The following is an 18,810-nucleotide window of genomic DNA, read 5'->3' on the forward strand; positions in this document are numbered from 1 at the left end:
CGGGGCCGGACAGCCAGATCACCTGCCCGCCATGGGCCCCGCACACATTCTTCACGACCCGCCGCCGGTTACCTCAGGTCACACCGTCGCGAGCGCACTCTCGATGATGTCCAGGCCCTCGTTCAGCAGGTCCTCGCCGATGACCAGCGGCGGCAGGAAGCGCAGCACGTTGCCGTACGTGCCGGTGGTCAGCACCAGCAGGCCCTGCTGGTGGCAGGCGGCCGCCAGCGCCGCGGTCGCCTTCGGGTCCGGCTCCTTGGAACCGGACTCCACCAGCTCGATGGCGATCATCGCGCCCCGGCCGCGGACCTCGCCGATGATGTCGTGCTTCTCCGCCATCGCCGCCAGGCGCGGCTTCATGATCTCGCCGATCCGCCGGGCCTTGGCGTTCAGGTCCAGCTCACGCATGGTCTCGATGGAACCGAGCGCCGCCGCGCAGGCCACCGGGTTGCCGCCGTAGGTGCCGCCAAGGCCGCCCGCGTGCGCCGCGTCCATCATCTCGGCGCGGCCGGTGACGGCGGCCAGCGGCAGGCCGCCCGCGATGCCCTTGGCGGTCGTGATCAGGTCCGGGACGATGTTCTCGTCCTCGCACGCGAACCACTGGCCGGTACGGCAGAAGCCGGACTGGATCTCGTCCGCGACGAAGACGATGCCGTTCTCCTTCGCGAACTGGGCGATGGCGGGCAGGAAGCCCTTGGCCGGCTCGATGAAGCCGCCCTCGCCGAGCACCGGCTCGATGATGATCGCGGCCACGTTCTCCGCGCCGATCTGCTTGGTGATCTGCGAGATCGCCTGGTCGGCGGCCTCCTTCGCGCAGTTCTCCGGGCCGGTCAGCCAGCGGTAGGGGTAGGCCAGCGGCACCCGGTAGACCTCGGGCGCGAACGGGCCGAAGCCGTGCTTGTACGGCATGTTCTTCGCGGTCAGCGCCATCGTCAGGTTCGTCCGGCCGTGGTAGCCGTGGTCGAAGACGACGACCGCCTGGCGCTTGGTGTGGGCGCGGGCGATCTTGACGGCGTTCTCCACGGCCTCGGCGCCGGAGTTGAACAGCGCGGACTTCTTCGCGTGGTCGCCCGGCGTCAGCTCGGCGAGCTGCTCGCAGACCTCCACGTACGGCTCGTACGGCGTGACCATCACACAGGTGTGGGTGAAGTCCGCGAGCTGCGCGGTGGCGCGGCGCACCACGGCCTCCGCGCTGTTGCCGACCGAGGTCACGGCGATGCCGGAGCCGAAGTCGATGAAGGAGTTGCCGTCGACGTCCTCCAGGATGCCGCCGCCCGCGCGCTTGGCGAAGACGGGCAGCACCGCCCCTACACCGCCGGCCACCGTGGCCTGCTTGCGGGCCCACAGCTCCTGGGACTTGGGGCCGGGGATCGCGGTGACGACGCGACGCTCCTGGGGGAGGGCGGGGCCTCCGGACAGTTCGGTCATGGCAGTCTCCTGGGGGTGGAACGGGACGTACTGAAAGACGTACTGAAGGGGTTGTGCTCGCAGGCTAGGGGAGGAACGGGGCGTCGGCATGTTCCGTTCGGGAGAAGTGCGCGTGTTGCGTTGTCCGCACCGGACATAGCGGCGCGCCGCGGCCAGTAGATTGAGCGGCGGCAACGCGCGGGAACAGCAGGGCGCGCGGGCGGAACCGTTTCCGTCCCGCGCCCGGACGTCTCAAGGGGGACGAGGGGCACCGGATGGACACCGAGGGCACGCAGCACGACGCACCGCACACCCGCACCGACCACCCCGTACCCCGCCCCACGGCGCCGCCGGTCCCGTCCGCACCACCGGCCCCGAGAGTCCCGCCGGTGCCGCCGGCCCCGCCCGGCGCCCCCGAGGACGGCACGTTCCTGCGCTGGCTGCGTGCCCCCCGACGGGCCGGCGCGCCCGGCATCTGGACGTACGGACACGTCCCCCGGCCCGCGGAGAGCCCCGACCGGGTGCCCATCCGGCAGCTCGTCACCGGCGCGCTGATCTCGTTCCTGTGCGGCTGGCTGCTGTGGTCACTGCTCTGGAACGGCTACCTCGGCCCGTACTGGATCTACCCGCTGCTGCTCCTGACGCCCGACTCCTGGCGCTCGGCCGGCGGCGACAAGATGATCTTCGTCTGGCTCACGTACTTCTACTACGCGCTCTTCCTCGCCCTCCTCGCCGTCGTCTTCGGACGCCTCGGCCGCTGGCCCGAACTGGGACGGCGCTGCCTCGGCCCCGTACTGCGCCGCGCCCGGGCACGCCGCCCCGACGCCGTACCGGAGCCGCGGGAGGACCGCGCCCAGTGGCCCGACCTGCGCGCGGGCGGCGCGCCCGACGCCGCCGACAAGCTCGCCGCCGAGGGCCTCGCCGGACGCATGAACGACGTCGACGTGGCACGCATCGAACGCGCCTGGCACTCGGTGCGCTCCGGCAAGAACTCCCTCGCCTCCTTCACCGACACCGTCCTGCGCCACGGCGCCGCCGCCTGCCCCCACCCCTCCGGCCGGCGCGACCTGCCCGCCCGCACGGCCCACCACGACCTGCTCGCCCACCAGGTGCGCATCGGCACCGCCACCGACCACCCGCGCAACCCCCACCAGCACCGCGGCACGGGCTTCGCCCTCGACCCGGCGCTGCTCGGCACCTCCCTGCTGGCCGTCGGCCCGCCCGGCTGCGGCAAGACCACCCGCGTGGTGCGGCCCGTCGTGGAGGCCATGTGCCTCCAGGCGCTGGCCGGACGGAGCGCGGTGGTCGCCGTCGGCGCGGCCGGCTCCGCCCTCGGCCCGGACGAGGCCTTCGACGTGATCGTCCGGATCGGCGCCCCCGAACCCGACTGCGACCTCGACCTGTACGGCGGCACCACCGACCCCGACGAAGCGGCCGGCATCCTCGCCGAAGCGCTCGTCGGCGACCTCGCCGCCACCCTGCCCGGGGGCGACAGCCGGCGCGCCGCGACCGCGCTCGGCCAGCTGCTCGGCCCGTACCGCGCCGCACACGGCCGCTTCCCGTCCGTACCCGAACTCCGCGAACTCCTCGACGGCTCGGACACGGCGCTCGCCGCGTTGCGGACCGCCCTGAAGACCACCGAGTCGCACCCGCAACTGCGCGAACTCGACGCCCGCGCACGACAGTCCGGCCGCCCCGGCGACATCGGCGACCTCCTCGCCGACCGCGTCGCCCTCCTCGACCGCCCGGCCTTCGCACCGTACTTCCGCCCCGAGGGCGGCGACCACCAGCTGTCCCTGCGTGCCCTCGACCGCCCGCTGCGCGTCCGCGTCGACCTGCCCGAACGCGGCCACGCGGAGGCGTCGCGCATCCTGGCCCGGCTGGTGCTCGCCCAGTTCACCGAGTGCGCGGCCGCCCGCGGCGACCGCTCGCTCTTCGCCTGCCTGGTCCTGGACGACGCGGCGCACACCGTCACCGCCGAATCCCTGCGCGGCCTGCAACGGCTGCGCGCCGCCAACGCGGGCGTCCTGATGACCCTGCGCTCCCTCGACGACGTCCCCGAGGCGCTGCGCAGCGCGCTGCTGGGCGCGGTGGGCTGCCGGATGGCGTTCGCGGGTGTGACGACCTGGGACGGGGCGCGGTTCGCGGAGGTCTGGGGCAAGGAGTGGGTCGAGACGCGGGACGTGACCGACCGCCAGATCATCGCCGAGGGCGCCGCGATGAAGGCGTTCCACCTCTTCCGTCACCTGGTCACCGGCAAGGCCGCCACCGCCAAGGCCGTCACCGTCCGCACCGTCGAACGCGAACGCTGGTCCGCCTCCGACCTGGCCAACTCCGTCCCCCCGGGGCACGGGGTGCTGTCGGTGACGTCGGTGCGGGGGAGCATGCGCCGCCGGTTTTGGTGGATCTTCGGGGGTGAGGAGGGCCCCGAAGGCCCGGTTTCCGGCGGGGACGGCCGGGCCGGCCGACAGCGGTCAGCCGACGGCCGGGCCGGGTGAGCTGTGGCCCGCCGAGGGTTCCGCTTGCGGGTGATATGCGGCTTTGTTGCCGGTGGACCCGTCGAAGTCGCCGCGGTCGGCCGTCTCGCCGAGCCGCGCCAGGGCGGCTGCTCGCCGATCGGCCTCGCCCGGAGCGACTTCGGCCGGGAAGTCCCGCACCACCCCCGTCGCCGTGACCTCCACCAGCTGCCCCGGGTAGCCGAGTACGGTCACACCCACGAGCGTGGACGTGTGCGGGCCGGTGGACAGGGCCGAGGCGCGGATCTCGTCCCAGACCGCGGAGAGGTCCTCCGGAGCACTGCCGACCACGTACACGGTGCTGGCGATCACCTGGTCCAGGCCGCTGCCGGCCGCCTCCAGCTGGGCGGCGAGGTTGGCGAGGACCTGACGGGTCTGGGCCGGGCGGTCGTCCGGGCCGACGAGGGTGCCGTCCGCGTCCAGAGGGACGGCGCCCGCGGAGAAGACCAGGCGTTCGCCCGCCTCGACGACGGCGGCGTGCGAGTAGCGCGGGGGCGGGAACAGGCCGGGCACGGTCGTGAAGCGGGCCATGAGAACTCCTCCGAAGCGAGCGGATGCCGGCGTGCTGCCGAACCGGTCGGTGCCGATCAGCTCACGGCCGGGCCCGGCGCGTCCACCCGATTTCCCGGCTGCCGCGGGCGTCGCGCTGCAGGGACGGCACCCACCCGTACGGCTGCATCCCCGGACGATCCCACCCCCGCACCCCTCCACTGAGGCAGAATCGGCACCGACCGTTCATACGGGACGGCACAGCGCCGGCCCGCCGACCGTACGCCCGCCCGCCGACGCCCCCGAAGGTCCCATGCCGCACACCCTCGCCTCCCTGGCCCACCACTCCGCGCTCAAGCTGACGGTGCTCGCGGGCGGGGACCGGCTGGACACCCCGGTGCGCTGGGCGCACGCCAGCGAGCTGATCGACCCGGTGCCGTACATGGAAGGCGGCGAGCTGCTGCTCATCACCGCCCTCAAGCTGGACGCCGAGGACCCGGAGACGGCCCGCCGGTACGTGCGGCGCGTCGCGGGCGCCGGTGTCGTCGGACTCGGCTTCGCGGTCGGCGTCAACTACGAGGACGTGCCGCAGGCGCTGGTCACCGCCGCCGCCGAGGCGGAGCTGCCGCTGCTGGGCGTGCCCCGCAGCACCCCGTTCATCGCCATCAGCAAGGCCGTCTCCGCCGCGGTCGCCGCCGACCAGTACCGCGCCGTGACCGAGGGCTTCGAGGCGCAGCGCGAGCTGACCCGGGCCGCCCTCGGCACCGAGGGCCCGGCCGAGCTGCTGGCCCGGCTCGCCGCACACCTCAAGGGCTGGGCCGCGCTGTACGACGCGTCCGGCACGGTGGTCGCCGCGGCCCCCGACTGGGCCGCCCGCCGCGCCGCCCGGCTCGGCGGTGACGTCGGGCGGCTGCGCGAGCGCCCGGCCCCCGCCAGCTCCGTCGTCAGCGACGCAGAGGGCGACGACCGGGTCGAGCTCCAGTCCCTCGGCACCGGCCGCCGGGCCCGCGGCGTCCTCGCGGTCGGCACGGGCGCGCCACTGGGCACCGCCGAACGCTTCGCCGTGCACTCCGCCGTCGCCCTCCTGACCCTGACCACCGAGCGCTCCCGCGCCCTCCAGGAGGCCGAGCAGCGGCTCGGCGCCGCGGTGCTGCGGATGCTGCTGGCCGGTGAGCCGGACCACGCGCGGGCGGTCGCCGGCCGGCTGTACGGCGGGCTCCTGGACGCGCCCTTCCGGGTCGTGGTCGCCGAGCCGGTCGCCGCCGGCGGCGCGGAGCCCGGCGAGGCGCCGCCCTCCCTGGACGCGCTCGCCGACGCCATGGAGTCGGCGGCGGCCCGTACCGGCGAGGCGGTGCTGGCCGTACCGGAGGGCGCCCGGCTGGTCGTGCTGGCCGCCGACGGCGGGGCCGCCGTGGAGGCGTGCGCCGAGCACGCCGCCGTGGCCGAGGCCCGGTACGGCGGGCAGCCGCTGCCGCGCGGACGGGCGGCGCGGGCCGAGGCGGGGCGGTCCGGCGCACAGCTGGCCGTCGGCCTGTCCGCGCCGTCCGGGCCGCGGGACGCCGCGCACGCCCACCGCCAGGCCGAACAGGCCCTGTCGGTCGCCCGCCGCCGCGGCCGGGTGCTCGTCGAGCACGAGGACGTGGCGGCCGGTTCGGTGCTGCCGCTGCTGGCCGACGACGCCGTACGGGCCTTCGCCGACGGCCTGCTGCGCGCCCTGCGCGAGCACGACGCCACCGGTCGCGGGGACCTCGTCGCCTCGCTGCGCGCCTGGCTGTCCCGGCACGGCCAGTGGGACGCGGCCGCCGCCGACCTGGGCGTGCACCGGCACACCCTGCGCTACCGGATGCGGCGGGTGGAGGAGATCCTCGGCCGCTCGCTGGACGACCCGGACGTACGGATGGAGCTGTGGCTGGCGCTGAAGGCGACGGCGGCGGTCGCGGAGCCGTACGGGGGCGGCCCGGGGAGCCGCAGGCGTAGGGCCCGGACCGGACGGGGAGACGGGCCGGTCGTGGTGGCCCGTGCCACGTCCCGTACGCCGATGCGGGCGTCCCGCGCCTCCCCCGTACGCCAATGCGGCGGGCCGCACCGTACGACTACTCCGCGCCGGACAAACGCCGCGGACGCACCTCGCCCCTACGGTGGTCCCAGGCCCGCGAGGGCCGTCCGTACCACCCCCACTTCGGAAGGGCCGGGACCCCTGTGACTTCTCCCACCGCCTTTTGGCTCGCCGGTCGCCAGGCCACCGGCGAGGACACCTTCGACGTCACCTCCCCCTGGGACGGCCGTCTCGTCGGCACGGTGAGCGTTCCCACCGAGGCCCAGACCGAGGAGGCCGTCGCGGCCTCCGTCGCCGTGCAGGAAGCGTTCGCCGCCACCCCCGCCCATGTGCGGGCCGCGGCGCTGGACCATGTGCAGCGGCGTCTGGTGGAGCGCACCGAGGAGATCGCCCGGCTCATCTCCGCCGAGAACGGCAAGCCCATGAAGTGGGCCCGTGGCGAACTGGGCCGTGCCGTCTCCGTCTTCCGGTTCGCGGCCGAGGAGGCCCGCCGCTTCAACGGCGGCGAGGCGCAGCGCCTGGACACCGACGCGGGCGGCGCCGGCCGGCTCGCCCTGACCCGCCGCTTCCCGCGCGGCACGGTGCTGGGCATCGCGCCCTTCAACTTCCCGCTCAACCTCTGCGCCCACAAGATCGCCCCGGCGATCGCGGCGGGCGTGCCGATCATCCTCAAGCCGGCCCCGGCCACCCCGCTGTCCGGTCTGATCCTGGGCGAGCTGCTGGCCGAGACCGACCTGCCGGCCGGCTCCTGGTCGATCCTGCCGGTGACCAACGACCGGATGCCGGCGCTGGTGCAGGACGAGCGGCTGCCGGTGATCTCCTTCACCGGGTCCGAGAAGGTCGGTTACGCGATCATGGACTCGGTGCCGCGCAAGCACTGCACCCTCGAACTGGGCGGCAACGGCGCGGCGGTGGTCCTGGCGGACTACGCCTCCGAGTCCGACCTGGACTGGGCGGCGCAGCGCATCGCCACCTTCTCCAACTACCAGGGCGGCCAGTCCTGCATCTCCGTGCAGCGGGTGATCGCCGACGCGTCGGTCTACGACCGGCTGGTCCCGAAGATCGTCGCGGCCGTCAACGCGCAGGTCACCGGTGACCCGTCGGACGACGCGACCGAGGTCGGTCCGCTGGTCAGCGAGGACGCCGCCCAGCGTGTCGAGGCGTGGGTGGACGAGGCCGTCGGCGCCGGCGCGAAGCTGCTCGCGGGCGGCAAGCGGGACGGCGCCTCGTACGCGCCGACCGTGCTGGAGGACGTGCCCGCCGGCGCGACCCTGGCCTGCGAGGAGGTCTTCGGCCCGGTCCTGAGCTTGACGAAGGTGGACGGCGAGGAAGCGGCGTTCGCCGCTGTCAACAACTCCAAGTACGGCCTCCAGGCGGGCGTGTTCACGCACGATGTGCAGACCGCGTTCCGGGCGCACCGGGCGCTGGAGGTCGGCGGCGTGATCGTCGGCGACGTGCCGTCCTACCGCGCTGACCAGATGCCGTACGGCGGCGCCAAGCAGTCCGGTGTGGGCCGCGAGGGTGTGCGCTTCGCGATGGAGGACTACACCTACGAGCGGGTGCTCGTGCTGACCGGTCTGGACCTGTAACCGGTCTGACCTGTAACCGGTCTGACCTGTAACCGGTCTGACCTGTAGTCGGTCCGGGCCCGTGGCCGGTCTGGACCTGTGACCGGCCTGGAGCTGTAGGACCGGACCGCCGCCGGTACGGACGTGCCGGCCGGACCGACGAGCAACGCGCTCCGGCACCCTGTCCCGGAGCGCGTTGCCTCCCCGTTCCCCCGTGCGGCGGTGCTGTTCTTCCCCCGTGCCCCCGCACTCTTGTGGTGGTACGGCGACCGTACGCGCCCGCCGCGCGCCGGGGCGTCCCGTCAGAGGTGGAAAACCGGGTGTGACTTCCGCGGTACCGGCGGCCCGGACGTACGACTTCCGCAGTACCCGCACGGCCTCCTCCGGGCCGACGACCCGCCGTACGCGCCGCGTTACGCTGCGGGCGTGCGCATGGGCGGGGTGGCCGGGGAGGTGCGACGGCGGGTGCGGAGGGTCCCGCCGCTGACCCTCGACGCGGGCATCGCGGCCGGCTTCGCGACCGTCTCGCTGCTGCTCGGCCACGACAACGTGCCCGCCGGCTGGGAGCGCCTGGACGGCCTCGGCTCCGCGCTGACCTGCCTGATCAACCTGCTGGTCGTGGCCCGCAGGCAGGCCCCCGTCACGGTGTGCCTGACCGTCTTCCTGCTGTGGTCCGGCTACATCGCGCTGGACTACTGGCCCGTCGTCAACAGCCTCGCCGGCCTGATGGCCCTCTACACCGTCGCCGCCCACCGCCCGCCGCGCGTCGCCGCGGGCTGCTCCGTACTGCTGGCCGTGATCTGGAACTCCGCCGGCCTGACGGGCGAGGAGAGCTCGTGGGCCACCACGCTCGGCCAGAGCGTGCTGTACCCGGTGATCCTGTGCTGGTTCGGCAACGTCGCCCGTACCTCCGCCGAACGCAACGTCCGGCTCGCCGAGATGGCCGGGCAGCTCCGCCGCGAGCAGGAGGAGAACGCCCGGCGCGCCGTCGCCGAGGAACGGGTGCGCATCGCCCGCGAACTGCACGACGTGGTCGCCCACCACATGTCCGTGATCTCCGTACAGGCCGGGCTGGCCGGGTACGTCTTCACCTCCGACCCGGAGACCGCCCGCCGCGCCCTGGGCACCATCGCCGGGACGAGCGGCGAGGCCCTGGAGGAGATGCGGCGGCTGCTCGCCGTACTGCGGGTGGACCCGCGGGAGATGGCGGGCGGACCGGCCGCCGCGGACCGCCGGGGGACGGGCGAGGGCGAGACGGCCGACGCCTACGAACCGGCGCCCGGCCTCGACCGGATCGGCGCGGTCGTGGCACGGGTACGGGCCGCCGGGCTGCCGGCCGTCCTGCGGACGACGGGGGAGCCGCGGCCGTACCCGCCGGGGCTGGAACAGTGTGCCTACCGTGTCGTCCAGGAGGCTCTGACCAACGCCCTCAAGCACGCCGGGGCCGCCCGCGTCGAGGTGCGGATCGATCACGGGGCCGACCGCCTCACGGTCGAGGTGCGCGACGACGGCGGCGCACACGAAGCCCCCGGCACTTCCGGCACTCCTAGTACTCCTGGCGCGTCCGGAACTCCTGATACTTCCGGCGCACCCGGAACCCCCGGCGCTTCCGGCGCACCCGCCCCGCGCATCCCGCCGCGCGGAGCCCCGGCCCCGCCGCCTGCACCGTCGACATCCGGCCAACTCTCCACCGGACACGGGTTGATAGGGATGCGCGAGCGGGCCAGGATTTACGGCGGCAGCCTGCGCGCCGGTCCGGTTCCGGGCGGCGGCTTCCAGGTGCTGCTCACCCTGCCCGTCCATCCCGCGGCGGGCCCGGCACCGCCGCGGAAAGGGACGACAGAGCATGATCAGGGTGCTGGTGGCCGATGACCAGGTCCTCATCCGGGCCGGTGTGGCCGCCCTGCTGCGGGCCGCGCCCGACGTCGAGGTGGTCGGCGAGGCGTCGGACGGCGAGGAGGCGGTCCGGCTGGCCGCCGAGCACCGCCCCGACGTGATCCTCATGGACATCCGGATGCCCGGGGTCAGCGGCATCACGGCCACCGAACGCATCCTGCGGGCCGCGGCCGGGTCCGGCGAGCCCGCCCCGCACGTCGTGGTGCTCACCACCTTCGACCTGGACGAATACGTGTACGCCGCGCTGCGCGCCGGAGCCAGCGGCTTCCTCCTCAAGGACACGCCGCCGCAGCGGCTGCTCACGGCCATCGCCACCGTCGCGGGCGGCGACATGCTCTTCGCGCCGAGCGTGACCCGCCGGCTGGTCGAGGCGTACGCCCAGCGGCTGGACGAGCCCGCCCAGGAGGCCGCCGACGGGCCGGAGACCCTTCAGGCGCTCACCGCCCGCGAACGGGAGGTGCTGCGGCACACCGCCAAGGGGCTGTCCAACCCGGAGATCGCGGCCCGCCTGGTGATCAGCGAGGCCACCGTGAAGACCCATCTGAACCGGACGATGGCCAAGCTGGGGCTGTGCAGCCGGGCCCAGGCGGTGGTGCTGGCGTACGAGACGGGACTGGTCACGCCGGGCGCCCGCTGAGGGCCGGGACGGCCCGCCCGGCACCGGGCACCGGCCGTCACCCGCTCCGCCCGCTTCCGGGCGGCCGGGCCGGACCCGGCGTCCACCGTCCCGCCCGCCTCCGGACGGGCGGAATCCGGACGGCGGTGCTCACCCGTCCGCCCGCGTCCGTGCCGCGAAGTCTGGTGCAAGTCGAACGGAACGGGTAGAGACTCACAAGTAGCACTGACCGGTAGCCGGACGGCGACGGGACGCCGTACGCCTGCCCGCGTGGCACGGCACCGTACGGAACACCGGATTCCGTGCCTGCCGGCCGCACGGCCCCCGGTGGACCGCCGACCCACTCCGAGACCCGACTCCGCGGCGAGGTGAGCCCCTCATGACCGCTCCATCCACCCGCAATGTGTCCGAGCGCGAGGCCCGGCAGGTCGCCGAGGCCGCCCGGGAGCAGGACTGGCGCAAGCCCAGCTTCGCCAAGGAACTGTTCCTGGGCCGCTTCCGGCTCGACCTCATCCATCCGCACCCCACCCCCGCCGACGAGGACGCCCAACGCGGTGAGGAGTTCCTCGCCAAGCTCCGCGACTTCTGCGAGACGAAGGTCGACGGCGCCCGGATCGAGCGCGAGGCGCAGATCCCGGACGAGACCATCGACGGTCTCAAGGAGATCGGCGCGCTCGGCATGAAGATCGACACGAAGTACGGCGGCCTGGGCCTCACCCAGGTCTACTACAACAAGGCGCTCGCCCTCGCCGGCTCCGCCAACCCGGCCATCGGCGCGCTGCTCTCCGCGCATCAGTCGATCGGCGTACCGCAGCCGCTGAAACAGTTCGGCACGCAGGAGCAGAAGGACGTCTTCCTGCCGCGCTGCGCCCGTACGGACATCTCCGCGTTCCTGCTCACCGAGCCGGACGTGGGCTCCGACCCGGCCCGGCTGGCGACCACCGCGGTACCGGAGGGCGAGGACTACGTCCTCGACGGCGTGAAGCTGTGGACCACCAACGGCGTCGTCGCCGACCTCCTGGTCGTCATGGCGCGCGTCCCGAAGAGCGAGGGCCACAAGGGCGGCATCACCGCCTTCGTCGTCGAGGCCGCCGCCGAGGGCGTCACCGTCGAGCACCGCAACGCCTTCATGGGCCTGCGCGGCATCGAGAACGGCGTCACCCGCTTCCACCGCGTACGGGTGCCCGCCGCGAACCGCATCGGGCCCGAGGGCGCCGGCCTGAAGATCGCGCTGACCACGCTCAACACCGGCCGCCTCTCGCTGCCCGCCATGTGCGTCGGCGCCGGCAAGTGGTGTCTGAAGATCGCCCGTGAGTGGTCGGCCGCCCGCGAGCAGTGGGGCAAGCCGATCGCGAAGCACGAGGCGGTCGGCGCCAAGATCTCCTTCATCGCGGCCACCACCTTCGCCCTGGAGGCCGTCGTCGACCTCGCCTCCCAGATGGCCGACGAGGACCGCAACGACATCCGCATCGAAGCCGCGCTGGCCAAGCTGTACGGCTCCGAGATGGGCTGTCTGATGGCCGACGAACTCGTTCAGATCCGCGGCGGCCGCGGCTTCGAGACCGCCGCCTCGCTCGCCGCCCGCGGGGAGCGCGCCGTGCCCGCCGAGCAGATCCTGCGCGACCTGCGCATCAACCGGATCTTCGAGGGCTCCACCGAGATCATGCACCTGCTGATCGCCCGTGAGGCGGTGGACGCGCACCTGTCCGTGGCCGGTGACCTCATCGACCCCGAGAAGTCCCTGGGCGACAAGGGCCGGGCCGCCGCCAAGGCCGGCACGTTCTACGCCCGGTGGCTGCCCAAGCTGGTCGCGGGCCCCGGCCAGCTGCCGCGTACGTACGCGGAGTTCGGCGACCTCGCCGGGCACCTGCGGTACGTGGAGCGCGCCGCCCGCAAGCTGGCCCGGTCCACCTTCTACGCCATGTCGCGCTGGCAGGGCCGGATGGAGACCAAGCAGGGCTTCCTCGGCCGGATCGTCGACATCGGCGCCGAACTCTTCGCCATGAGCGCGGCCGTCGTACGGGCCGAGCACCTGCGCGTCACCGACGACCACGGCCGCGAGGCGCACCAGCTCGCCGACGCGTTCTGCCGGCAGGCCCGCATCCGCGTCGACGAACTCTTCGGCCGGCTGTGGACCAACACCGACGACCTGGACCGCAAGGTCGTCTCCGGCGTACTGACCGGCACCTACGCCTGGCTGGAGGAAGGCGTCGTGGACCCGAGCGGCGACGGCCCGTGGATCGCCGACGCGACCCCCGGCCCGGCCACGAAGGAAAACGTGCACCGCCCGATCCGCTGAGCTGACCCGCACGCGGCGCGCTTCGCCAGGGCTTCTAGAGAAACTGCCAGGTGAAGCGCGCCGCCGCGAAGTTCCGGGCGGCCAGGTCCGCCCGGGTGACGAGCCAGTACAGGGTGCCCTGATGGACCCAGTCCATCCCGGCCCGATGGTCGGTGTCGATCTGGGCGAGCAGCACCCAGTCGTCCAGGTCCTCGTCCTCGCCGAGGCCGTCGAGGTCCACCCCGCCCTGGATGGATATGGGGTGGCCGCCTATGCGGTGCCACACCTTGGGCACGAGGTCGCCCAGGGCGTCGTCGAAGGCGTCCAGCCACTCCGGAAGGTCGTCGCCGGGTGACGCACCCACCAGATCCTCCCGCCAGAAGTCCTCGTGATCCGGCCACGTCGTCTCCGGCTCCGCCGACAGCCGGGCCCGGCGGTACGGCTCTTCGAGGCCGCCGGGAACCCGGCGCTCGGCGACGGGCGTGCCCTCGGGCACGTACACGACGCGGGCACCCCGCTGCCCGTCCGGGCCGAGGCCGGGCACGCCGTCGCCCTGCCCCGGGCCGTAGGACACGAAGAACAGCAGGGTGCCGTCCTTCGGCAGCGGTATGTCCAGCTCCGCGCCGGGCAGCCCGGCCAGCGCCGACAGTGACAGCGAGGCGACGAACGTCAACGGCCCGTTCCCCTCCCACACCGGCCACGGCACGTCGTCCGGCAGCTCCGGACGGCCGCCCAGATACCCGACGGGCGGGCCGGCGAGCGGGGCGCGGCGGTCGTCCGGCCGCGTCAGGCGCACCGCCGGACGGAGCAGCGCCCTCCAGCGCTCCGCCACGTCCGGCGGAAGGTGCTCGGCGGCCAGACGCTCCGGCGGGGACATCGTTCGTTCCATGTCCGTACGGTCGCACGCGCCACTGACAATCCCCTGCGGCTCACCGCCCCGCCCGGACCGGCAACAATGGTCCCCATGACGGACACCCTCGCTGACCCGCATCTGCGCTTCACCCCCGCCCCGCTCACCGGCGGCGGCGACGGGCCGCGCGACATCGTGATCCTCGGCTCGACCGGCTCCATCGGCACCCAGGCCGTCGACCTGGTGGTGCGCAACCCCGACCGCTTCCGGGTGACCGCGCTGTCCGCGGCCGGCGGCCGGGTGGAGCTGCTGGCCGAGCAGGCGCACCTGCTGCGGGTCCGTACGGTGGCGGTGGCCCGCGAGGACGTGGTGCCGGCGCTGCGCGAGGCGCTGTCCGCCCGCTACGGGGCGGGGGAGCCGCTGCCGGAGATCCTCGCCGGGCCCGACGCGGCCACCGAGCTGGCCGCGTCCGACTGCCACACCGTCCTCAACGGCATCACGGGCTCCATCGGCCTCGCGCCCACCCTCGCCGCCCTGAAGGCGGGCCGCGTGCTGGCGCTCGCCAACAAGGAGTCGCTGATCGTCGGCGGCCCGCTGGTCAAGGCCGCGGCCCGCCCCGGCCAGATCGTGCCCGTCGACTCCGAGCACTCCGCCCTCTTCCAGGGTCTGCTGGGCGGCCCCCGCACGGAGGTGCGCAAGCTCGTCGTCACCGCCTCCGGCGGGCCGTTCCGGGGCCGTACGAAGCGGGAACTGGTGTCCGTCACGCCGGAGCAGGCGCTCGCCCACCCCACCTGGGCGATGGGCCCGGTCGTCACGATCAACTCGGCGACCCTGGTCAACAAGGGCCTGGAGGTCATCGAGGCGCATCTGCTGTTCGACGTGCCGTTCGAGCGCATCGAGGTCGTCGTCCATCCGCAGTCCTACATCCACTCGATGGTGGAGTTCACGGACGGCTCCACCCTGGCCCAGGCCAGCCCGCCCGACATGCGGATGGCCATCGCGCTGGGCATCGGCTGGCCGGAGCGCGTCCCGGACGCGGCCCCCGGCATCGACTGGACCAGGGCCCACCGGTGGGACTTCCTGCCGCTGGACACCGAGGCGTTCCCGTCCGTGCCGCTGGCCTGCCACGTCGGCGACCTGGGCGGCACCGCGCCGGCCGTCTTCAATGCCGCCAACGAGGAATGCGTCGACGCTTTCTTGAAGGGCGGGCTGCCGTTCACAGGAATTGTCGATACGGTCGCCGAGGTGGTCGCGGAGCACGGTACGCCGGCCCGGGGAACCTCCCTGACGGTCGCGGACGTCTTGCAGGCGGAAACCTGGGCGCGCGCCCGCGCCCGTGAGCTGGCCGCCCGAGCGGCCCGTACGACATCGGAGGCTCGCGCATGACGACATGGATGACCGTTCTGGGCATAGTCGTCTTCGTCGTCGGCCTGCTCTTCTCGATCGCCTGGCACGAGCTCGGACACCTGTCCACGGCCAAGATGTTCGGCATCCGGGTGCCGCAGTACATGGTGGGCTTCGGGCCGACGCTCTTCTCGCGCCGCAAGGGCGACACCGAGTACGGCATCAAGGCCATACCGCTCGGCGGCTACATCCGCATGATCGGCATGTTCCCGCCGGGGGAGGACGGTGCCATAAGCGCCCGGTCCACCTCGCCCTGGCGCGGCATGATCGAGGACGCCCGGTCGGCCGCCTTCGAGGAGCTCCAGCCGGGCGACGAGAAGCGGCTCTTCTACACGCGCAAGCCCTGGAAGCGCGTCATCGTGATGTTCGCCGGCCCGTTCATGAACCTGATCCTCGCGGTCGTGATCTTCATGAGCGTGCTGATGGGCTTCGGCATCAACACCCAGACCACCCAGGTCGGCTCGGTCTCGGACTGCGTGATAGCGGCCTCCGCCCAGACCGACAAGTGCACGAAGGGCGCAAGGACTCCCCGGCCAAGGCCGCGGGCCTGCGCGCCGGTGACAAGATCGTGGACTTCGACGGCAAGCCCGTACCGGACTGGGCCACCCTCCAGCAGAGCATCCGGGACACCACCGGCCCGGCGACGATCACTGTCGAGCGGGACGGCAGGCGGCAGCAGCTGCACGCGAACCTGATCGAGAACAAGGTCGCCAAGACCGACGGCAACGGCGCGTACGTGCCGGGCGAGTACGTCACCGCGGGCTTCCTCGGCTTCACCCCGGCCACCGGCATCGTCCCGCAGTCCTTCGGCCAGTCCGTGGACCGCATGGGCAGCATGGTCGAACAGGGCATCCAGTCGCTGGTCCACCTGCCCGCCAAGGTCCCCGATCTGTGGGACGCCGCCTTCAACGGCGGCGAGCGCAAGCAGGACTCCCCGATGGGCGTGGTCGGCGCGGCCCGGGTCGGCGGCGAGGTGTTCTCGCTGGACATCCCGCCGGAGCAGCGGGTGGCGACCATGCTCTTCCTGGTCGCCGGCTTCAACCTGTCGCTCTTCCTGTTCAACATGCTCCCGCTGCTTCCCCTGGACGGCGGGCACATCGCGGGCGCGCTGTGGGAGTCGGTCCGCCGGGCCTTCGCGCGGGTCTTCCGCCGCCCCGACCCCGGCCCCTTCGACGTGGCCAAGCTCATGCCGGTCGCCTACGTGGTCGCCGGGATCTTCATCTGCTTCACGCTGCTGGTGCTGGTGGCGGACGTGGTGAATCCGGTGAAGCTGACGTAGGTACCGGAGCGCTGCCCCGCATGCCCGCGGGGCAAACCGCGCACATGGGTGCTCCTCCGCCCCCCGACGGGGGGCAGGAGGGGATCGATGTGCCCACGGCAACCGTCGTGCCGTAATCTCGAAGACCGGAGCCCGCCGATCTCGGGACCTAGATCCACACCTTGGGGTTGCTCGCCAGATGACTGCCATTTCACTGGGAATGCCGGACGTACCGACCAAGCTGGCCGACCGCCGGGTCAGCCGCAAGATCCAGGTCGGACCGGTCGCCGTGGGCGGGGACGCACCGGTCTCGGTGCAGTCGATGACGACCACGCGCACCTCCGACATCGGCGCCACGCTCCAGCAGATCGCCGAGCTGACCGCCTCCGGCTGCCAGATCGTCCGGGTCGCCTGCCCGACCCAGGACGACGCCGACGCGCTGCCGGTCATCGCCCGCAAGTCGCAGATCCCGGTCATCGCCGACATCCACTTCCAGCCGAAGTACGTGTTCGCCGCGATCGACGCCGGCTGCGCCGCGGTGCGGGTGAACCCGGGCAACATCAAGCAGTTCGACGACAAGGTCAAGGAGATCGCCAAGGCGGCGAACGACGCCGGCACCCCGATCCGGATCGGCGTGAACGCCGGTTCGCTCGACCGCCGTCTGCTCCAGAAGTACGGCAAGGCCACGCCCGAGGCGCTGGTCGAGTCCGCCCTGTGGGAGGCGTCCCTCTTCGAGGAGCACGGCTTCCGGGACATCAAGATCTCGGTCAAGCACAACGACCCGGTCGTCATGGTCAACGCGTACCGCCAGCTCGCCGCCCAGAGCGACTACCCGCTGCACCTGGGCGTGACCGAGGCCGGTCCGGCGTTCCAGGGCACGATCAAGTCGGCGGTGGCCTTCGGGGCGCTGCTGAGCGAGGGCATCGGCGACACGATCCGCGTCTCCCTGTCCGCGCCGCCCGCCGAGGAGGTCAAGGTCGGCCTCCAGATCCTGGAGTCGCTGAACCTGCGCCCGCGCCGCCTGGAGATCGTCTCCTGCCCGTCCTGCGGCCGTGCCCAGGTGGACGTCTACAAGCTCGCCGACGAGGTGACCGCGGGCCTGGAGGGCATGGAGGTGCCGCTGCGCGTCGCGGTCATGGGCTGCGTCGTCAACGGCCCGGGCGAGGCCCGCGAGGCCGACCTGGGGGTCGCCTCCGGCAACGGCAAGGGCCAGATCTTCGTCAAGGGCGAGGTCATCAAGACGGTGCCCGAGTCGAAGATCGTCGAAACCCTCATCGAGGAGGCGATGAAGATCGCCGAGCAGATGGAGAAGGACGGCGTGGCCTCCGGCGAGCCCACCATCGCCGTCGCCGGCTGACACCCCCGTAGAGCCCCGGCGCCCCGCGCGCCCCACGAGCCCCGCCCCCGGACCACACCGGTGGCGGGGCTCGTGCGTGAACCGTGCCAGGTGCGGTACCCGCAGCGGATCCGCTGCCCGGCCGCCGGGGAGGTAAAGTTCCAGGACTTGCAGTTGCCTGGCCTCCCAGGCCCGTAAAGGTGAGGCTTTCCGACACGTGCTGACGACCACGACCACCAAGGTTCTGGAGCCCGGGGAGCTCGACGCCGCACTGGCCGTCCTGGACCGCGACCCCGTCGCCAACGCCTTCGTCGCCGCCCGCGTCCAGGTCGCCGGGCTCGACCCCTGGCGGCTCGGCGGCGAGATGTGGGGCTGGTACGCGGACGGCCGCCTGGAGTCGCTGTGCTACGCGGGCGCCAACCTCGTCCCCGTCTGCGCCACCCCCGAAGCGGTACGCGGCTTCGCCGAGCGGGCCCGCCGCCAGGGACGCCGCTGCTCCTCCATCGTCGGCCCGGCCGGGCCCACCGCCGAGCTGTGGTCCCTCCTGGAGCCCGCCTGGGGCCCCGCCCGCGAGATCCGCGCCAACCAGCCGCTGATGGCCACGTCCTCCTTCGCCACCGAGGTCGAGCCCGACCCGTACGTACGGCGCGTCGGCAAGCACGAGATGGACCTGATCATGCCCGCGTGCGTGGCGATGTTCACCGAGGAGGTCGGCATCTCGCCGCTGGCCGGCGACGGCGGACTGCTCTACCAGGCGCGCGTCGCCGAGCTGGTCGGCGCCGGGCGGTCCTTCGCCCGCGTCGACGACGGCAAGGTGGTCTTCAAGGCCGAGATCGGCGCCGCCACCCAGCGGGCCTGCCAGATCCAGGGCGTCTGGGTCGCCCCCGAGTTCCGCGGCAAGGGCCTCTCGGAGACCGGCATGGCGGCCGTGCTGCGCCACGCGCTCACCGAGGTCGCGCCCATCGCCTCGCTGTACGTGAACGACTTCAACACGGCGGCGCGGGCCGCGTACCGGCGGGTGGGCTTCGAGGAGACCGGCGCCTTCATGAGCGTGCTGTTCTGAGCCACCGGTCTGTTCCGAGCCACCGGTCCGGGCGTGCTGGTCCGAGCCACCGGCGGCCCGCCGCCCGTACAGG

12 protein-coding genes and 2 pseudogenes are annotated in these 18,810 nt (G+C 73.3%); 11 read left to right on the forward strand and 3 right to left on the reverse strand.

Features of this window, described 5'->3' with window-relative positions:
* Positions 1-78 precede the first annotated feature (78 nt).
* Positions 79-1,428, reverse strand: a complete 1,350-nt coding sequence (gene gabT, locus ACEXOX_RS34220) for a 4-aminobutyrate--2-oxoglutarate transaminase (RefSeq protein WP_406524785.1) — start codon at positions 1,426-1,428, stop codon at positions 79-81.
* Between the two features lie 254 nt (positions 1,429-1,682).
* Here gabT and ACEXOX_RS34225 point away from each other — a divergent pair.
* Positions 1,683-3,826: pseudogene (locus tag ACEXOX_RS34225) on the forward strand (ATP-binding protein).
* A gap of 55 nt (positions 3,827-3,881) precedes the next feature.
* Here the strand turns inward: ACEXOX_RS34225 and ACEXOX_RS34230 are convergent.
* A complete protein-coding gene (locus tag ACEXOX_RS34230; protein WP_406524786.1) occupies positions 3,882-4,454 on the reverse strand; it encodes a RidA family protein in 573 nt (190 codons plus the stop codon).
* Between the two features lie 271 nt (positions 4,455-4,725).
* Here ACEXOX_RS34230 and ACEXOX_RS34235 point away from each other — a divergent pair, with 271 nt between their 5' ends.
* The 5 genes from ACEXOX_RS34235 to ACEXOX_RS34255 all read left to right on the forward strand — a co-directional run bounded on the left by ACEXOX_RS34235 (position 4,726) and on the right by ACEXOX_RS34255 (position 12,847).
* Entirely contained in the window at positions 4,726-6,615 is a 1,890-nt protein-coding gene (locus tag ACEXOX_RS34235) for a PucR family transcriptional regulator (RefSeq protein ID WP_406524787.1), read from the forward strand.
* Entirely contained in the window at positions 6,612-8,057 is a 1,446-nt protein-coding gene (locus ACEXOX_RS34240) for an aldehyde dehydrogenase family protein (protein ID WP_406524788.1), read from the forward strand. Before ACEXOX_RS34235 ends, ACEXOX_RS34240 begins: the two co-directional genes overlap by 4 nt.
* Positions 8,058-8,468: 411 nt before the next feature.
* Positions 8,469-9,908 (forward strand): sensor histidine kinase, encoded by a 1,440-nt coding sequence (locus ACEXOX_RS34245; protein WP_406526561.1) that lies wholly within the window; start codon positions 8,469-8,471, stop codon positions 9,906-9,908.
* Positions 9,883-10,569, forward strand: a complete 687-nt coding sequence (locus tag ACEXOX_RS34250; RefSeq protein ID WP_406524789.1) for a response regulator — start codon at positions 9,883-9,885, stop codon at positions 10,567-10,569. The genes ACEXOX_RS34245 and ACEXOX_RS34250 overlap by 26 nt, the downstream gene beginning before the upstream one ends.
* 358 nt (positions 10,570-10,927) lie before the next feature.
* Positions 10,928-12,847, forward strand: coding sequence for an acyl-CoA dehydrogenase family protein (locus ACEXOX_RS34255; protein ID WP_406524790.1), 1,920 nt, complete (start codon positions 10,928-10,930; stop codon positions 12,845-12,847).
* A gap of 34 nt (positions 12,848-12,881) precedes the next feature.
* On the opposite strand, the gene ACEXOX_RS34260 is transcribed toward ACEXOX_RS34255, so the two are convergent.
* Positions 12,882-13,715: a YwqG family protein gene (locus ACEXOX_RS34260; RefSeq protein WP_406524791.1), complete on the reverse strand. Its 834-nt coding sequence runs from the start codon at positions 13,713-13,715 to the stop codon at positions 12,882-12,884.
* A gap of 75 nt (positions 13,716-13,790) precedes the next feature.
* Between ACEXOX_RS34260 and dxr the strand changes: the two genes are divergently transcribed.
* The 5 genes and pseudogenes from dxr to ACEXOX_RS34285 all read left to right on the forward strand — a co-directional run bounded on the left by dxr (position 13,791) and on the right by ACEXOX_RS34285 (position 18,737).
* Positions 13,791-15,062 carry a 1-deoxy-D-xylulose-5-phosphate reductoisomerase gene (dxr, locus tag ACEXOX_RS34265; protein ID WP_406524792.1) on the forward strand — a complete coding sequence of 424 codons (1,272 nt, stop codon included), beginning with the start codon at positions 13,791-13,793 and terminating at the stop codon, positions 15,060-15,062.
* 8 nt (positions 15,063-15,070) lie between these two features.
* Positions 15,071-15,490, forward strand: a pseudogene (locus ACEXOX_RS34270) (site-2 protease family protein); the annotation flags it as partial.
* 95 nt (positions 15,491-15,585) lie between these two features.
* A complete protein-coding gene (locus ACEXOX_RS34275; protein ID WP_406524793.1) occupies positions 15,586-16,359 on the forward strand; it encodes a site-2 protease family protein in 774 nt (257 codons plus the stop codon).
* 178 nt (positions 16,360-16,537) lie between these two features.
* The gene (ispG, locus tag ACEXOX_RS34280; protein WP_073760739.1) at positions 16,538-17,695 is read left to right on the forward strand and encodes a flavodoxin-dependent (E)-4-hydroxy-3-methylbut-2-enyl-diphosphate synthase; all 1,158 of its coding nucleotides are present in this window, start codon (positions 16,538-16,540) and stop codon (positions 17,693-17,695) included.
* A gap of 196 nt (positions 17,696-17,891) precedes the next feature.
* Positions 17,892-18,737 carry a GNAT family N-acetyltransferase gene (locus tag ACEXOX_RS34285; protein WP_406524794.1) on the forward strand — a complete coding sequence of 282 codons (846 nt, stop codon included), beginning with the start codon at positions 17,892-17,894 and terminating at the stop codon, positions 18,735-18,737.
* Positions 18,738-18,810: the final 73 nt, after the last annotated feature.

Source organism: Streptomyces sp. Ac-502, assembly GCF_045222935.1.
Taxonomy (GTDB): Bacteria; Actinomycetota; Actinomycetes; order Streptomycetales; family Streptomycetaceae; genus Streptomyces; species Streptomyces monomycini.

Excerpts from the sequence above, each read along its gene's own strand:
- ACEXOX_RS34250 (WP_406524789.1), top strand. The coding sequence starts at position 9,883 with ATGATCAGGGTGCTGGTGGCCGATGACCAGGTCCTCATCCGGGCCGGT.
- ACEXOX_RS34245 (WP_406526561.1), top strand. The coding sequence starts at position 8,469 with ATGGGCGGGGTGGCCGGGGAGGTGCGACGGCGGGTGCGGAGGGTCCCG.
- gabT (WP_406524785.1), bottom strand. The coding sequence starts at position 1,428 with ATGACCGAACTGTCCGGAGGCCCCGCCCTCCCCCAGGAGCGTCGCGTC.
- ispG (WP_073760739.1), top strand. The coding sequence starts at position 16,538 with ATGACTGCCATTTCACTGGGAATGCCGGACGTACCGACCAAGCTGGCC.
- ACEXOX_RS34260 (WP_406524791.1), bottom strand. The coding sequence starts at position 13,715 with ATGGAACGAACGATGTCCCCGCCGGAGCGTCTGGCCGCCGAGCACCTT.
- ACEXOX_RS34230 (WP_406524786.1), bottom strand. The coding sequence starts at position 4,454 with ATGGCCCGCTTCACGACCGTGCCCGGCCTGTTCCCGCCCCCGCGCTAC.
- ACEXOX_RS34235 (WP_406524787.1), top strand. The coding sequence starts at position 4,726 with ATGCCGCACACCCTCGCCTCCCTGGCCCACCACTCCGCGCTCAAGCTG.
- dxr (WP_406524792.1), top strand. The coding sequence starts at position 13,791 with ATGACGGACACCCTCGCTGACCCGCATCTGCGCTTCACCCCCGCCCCG.
- ACEXOX_RS34255 (WP_406524790.1), top strand. The coding sequence starts at position 10,928 with ATGACCGCTCCATCCACCCGCAATGTGTCCGAGCGCGAGGCCCGGCAG.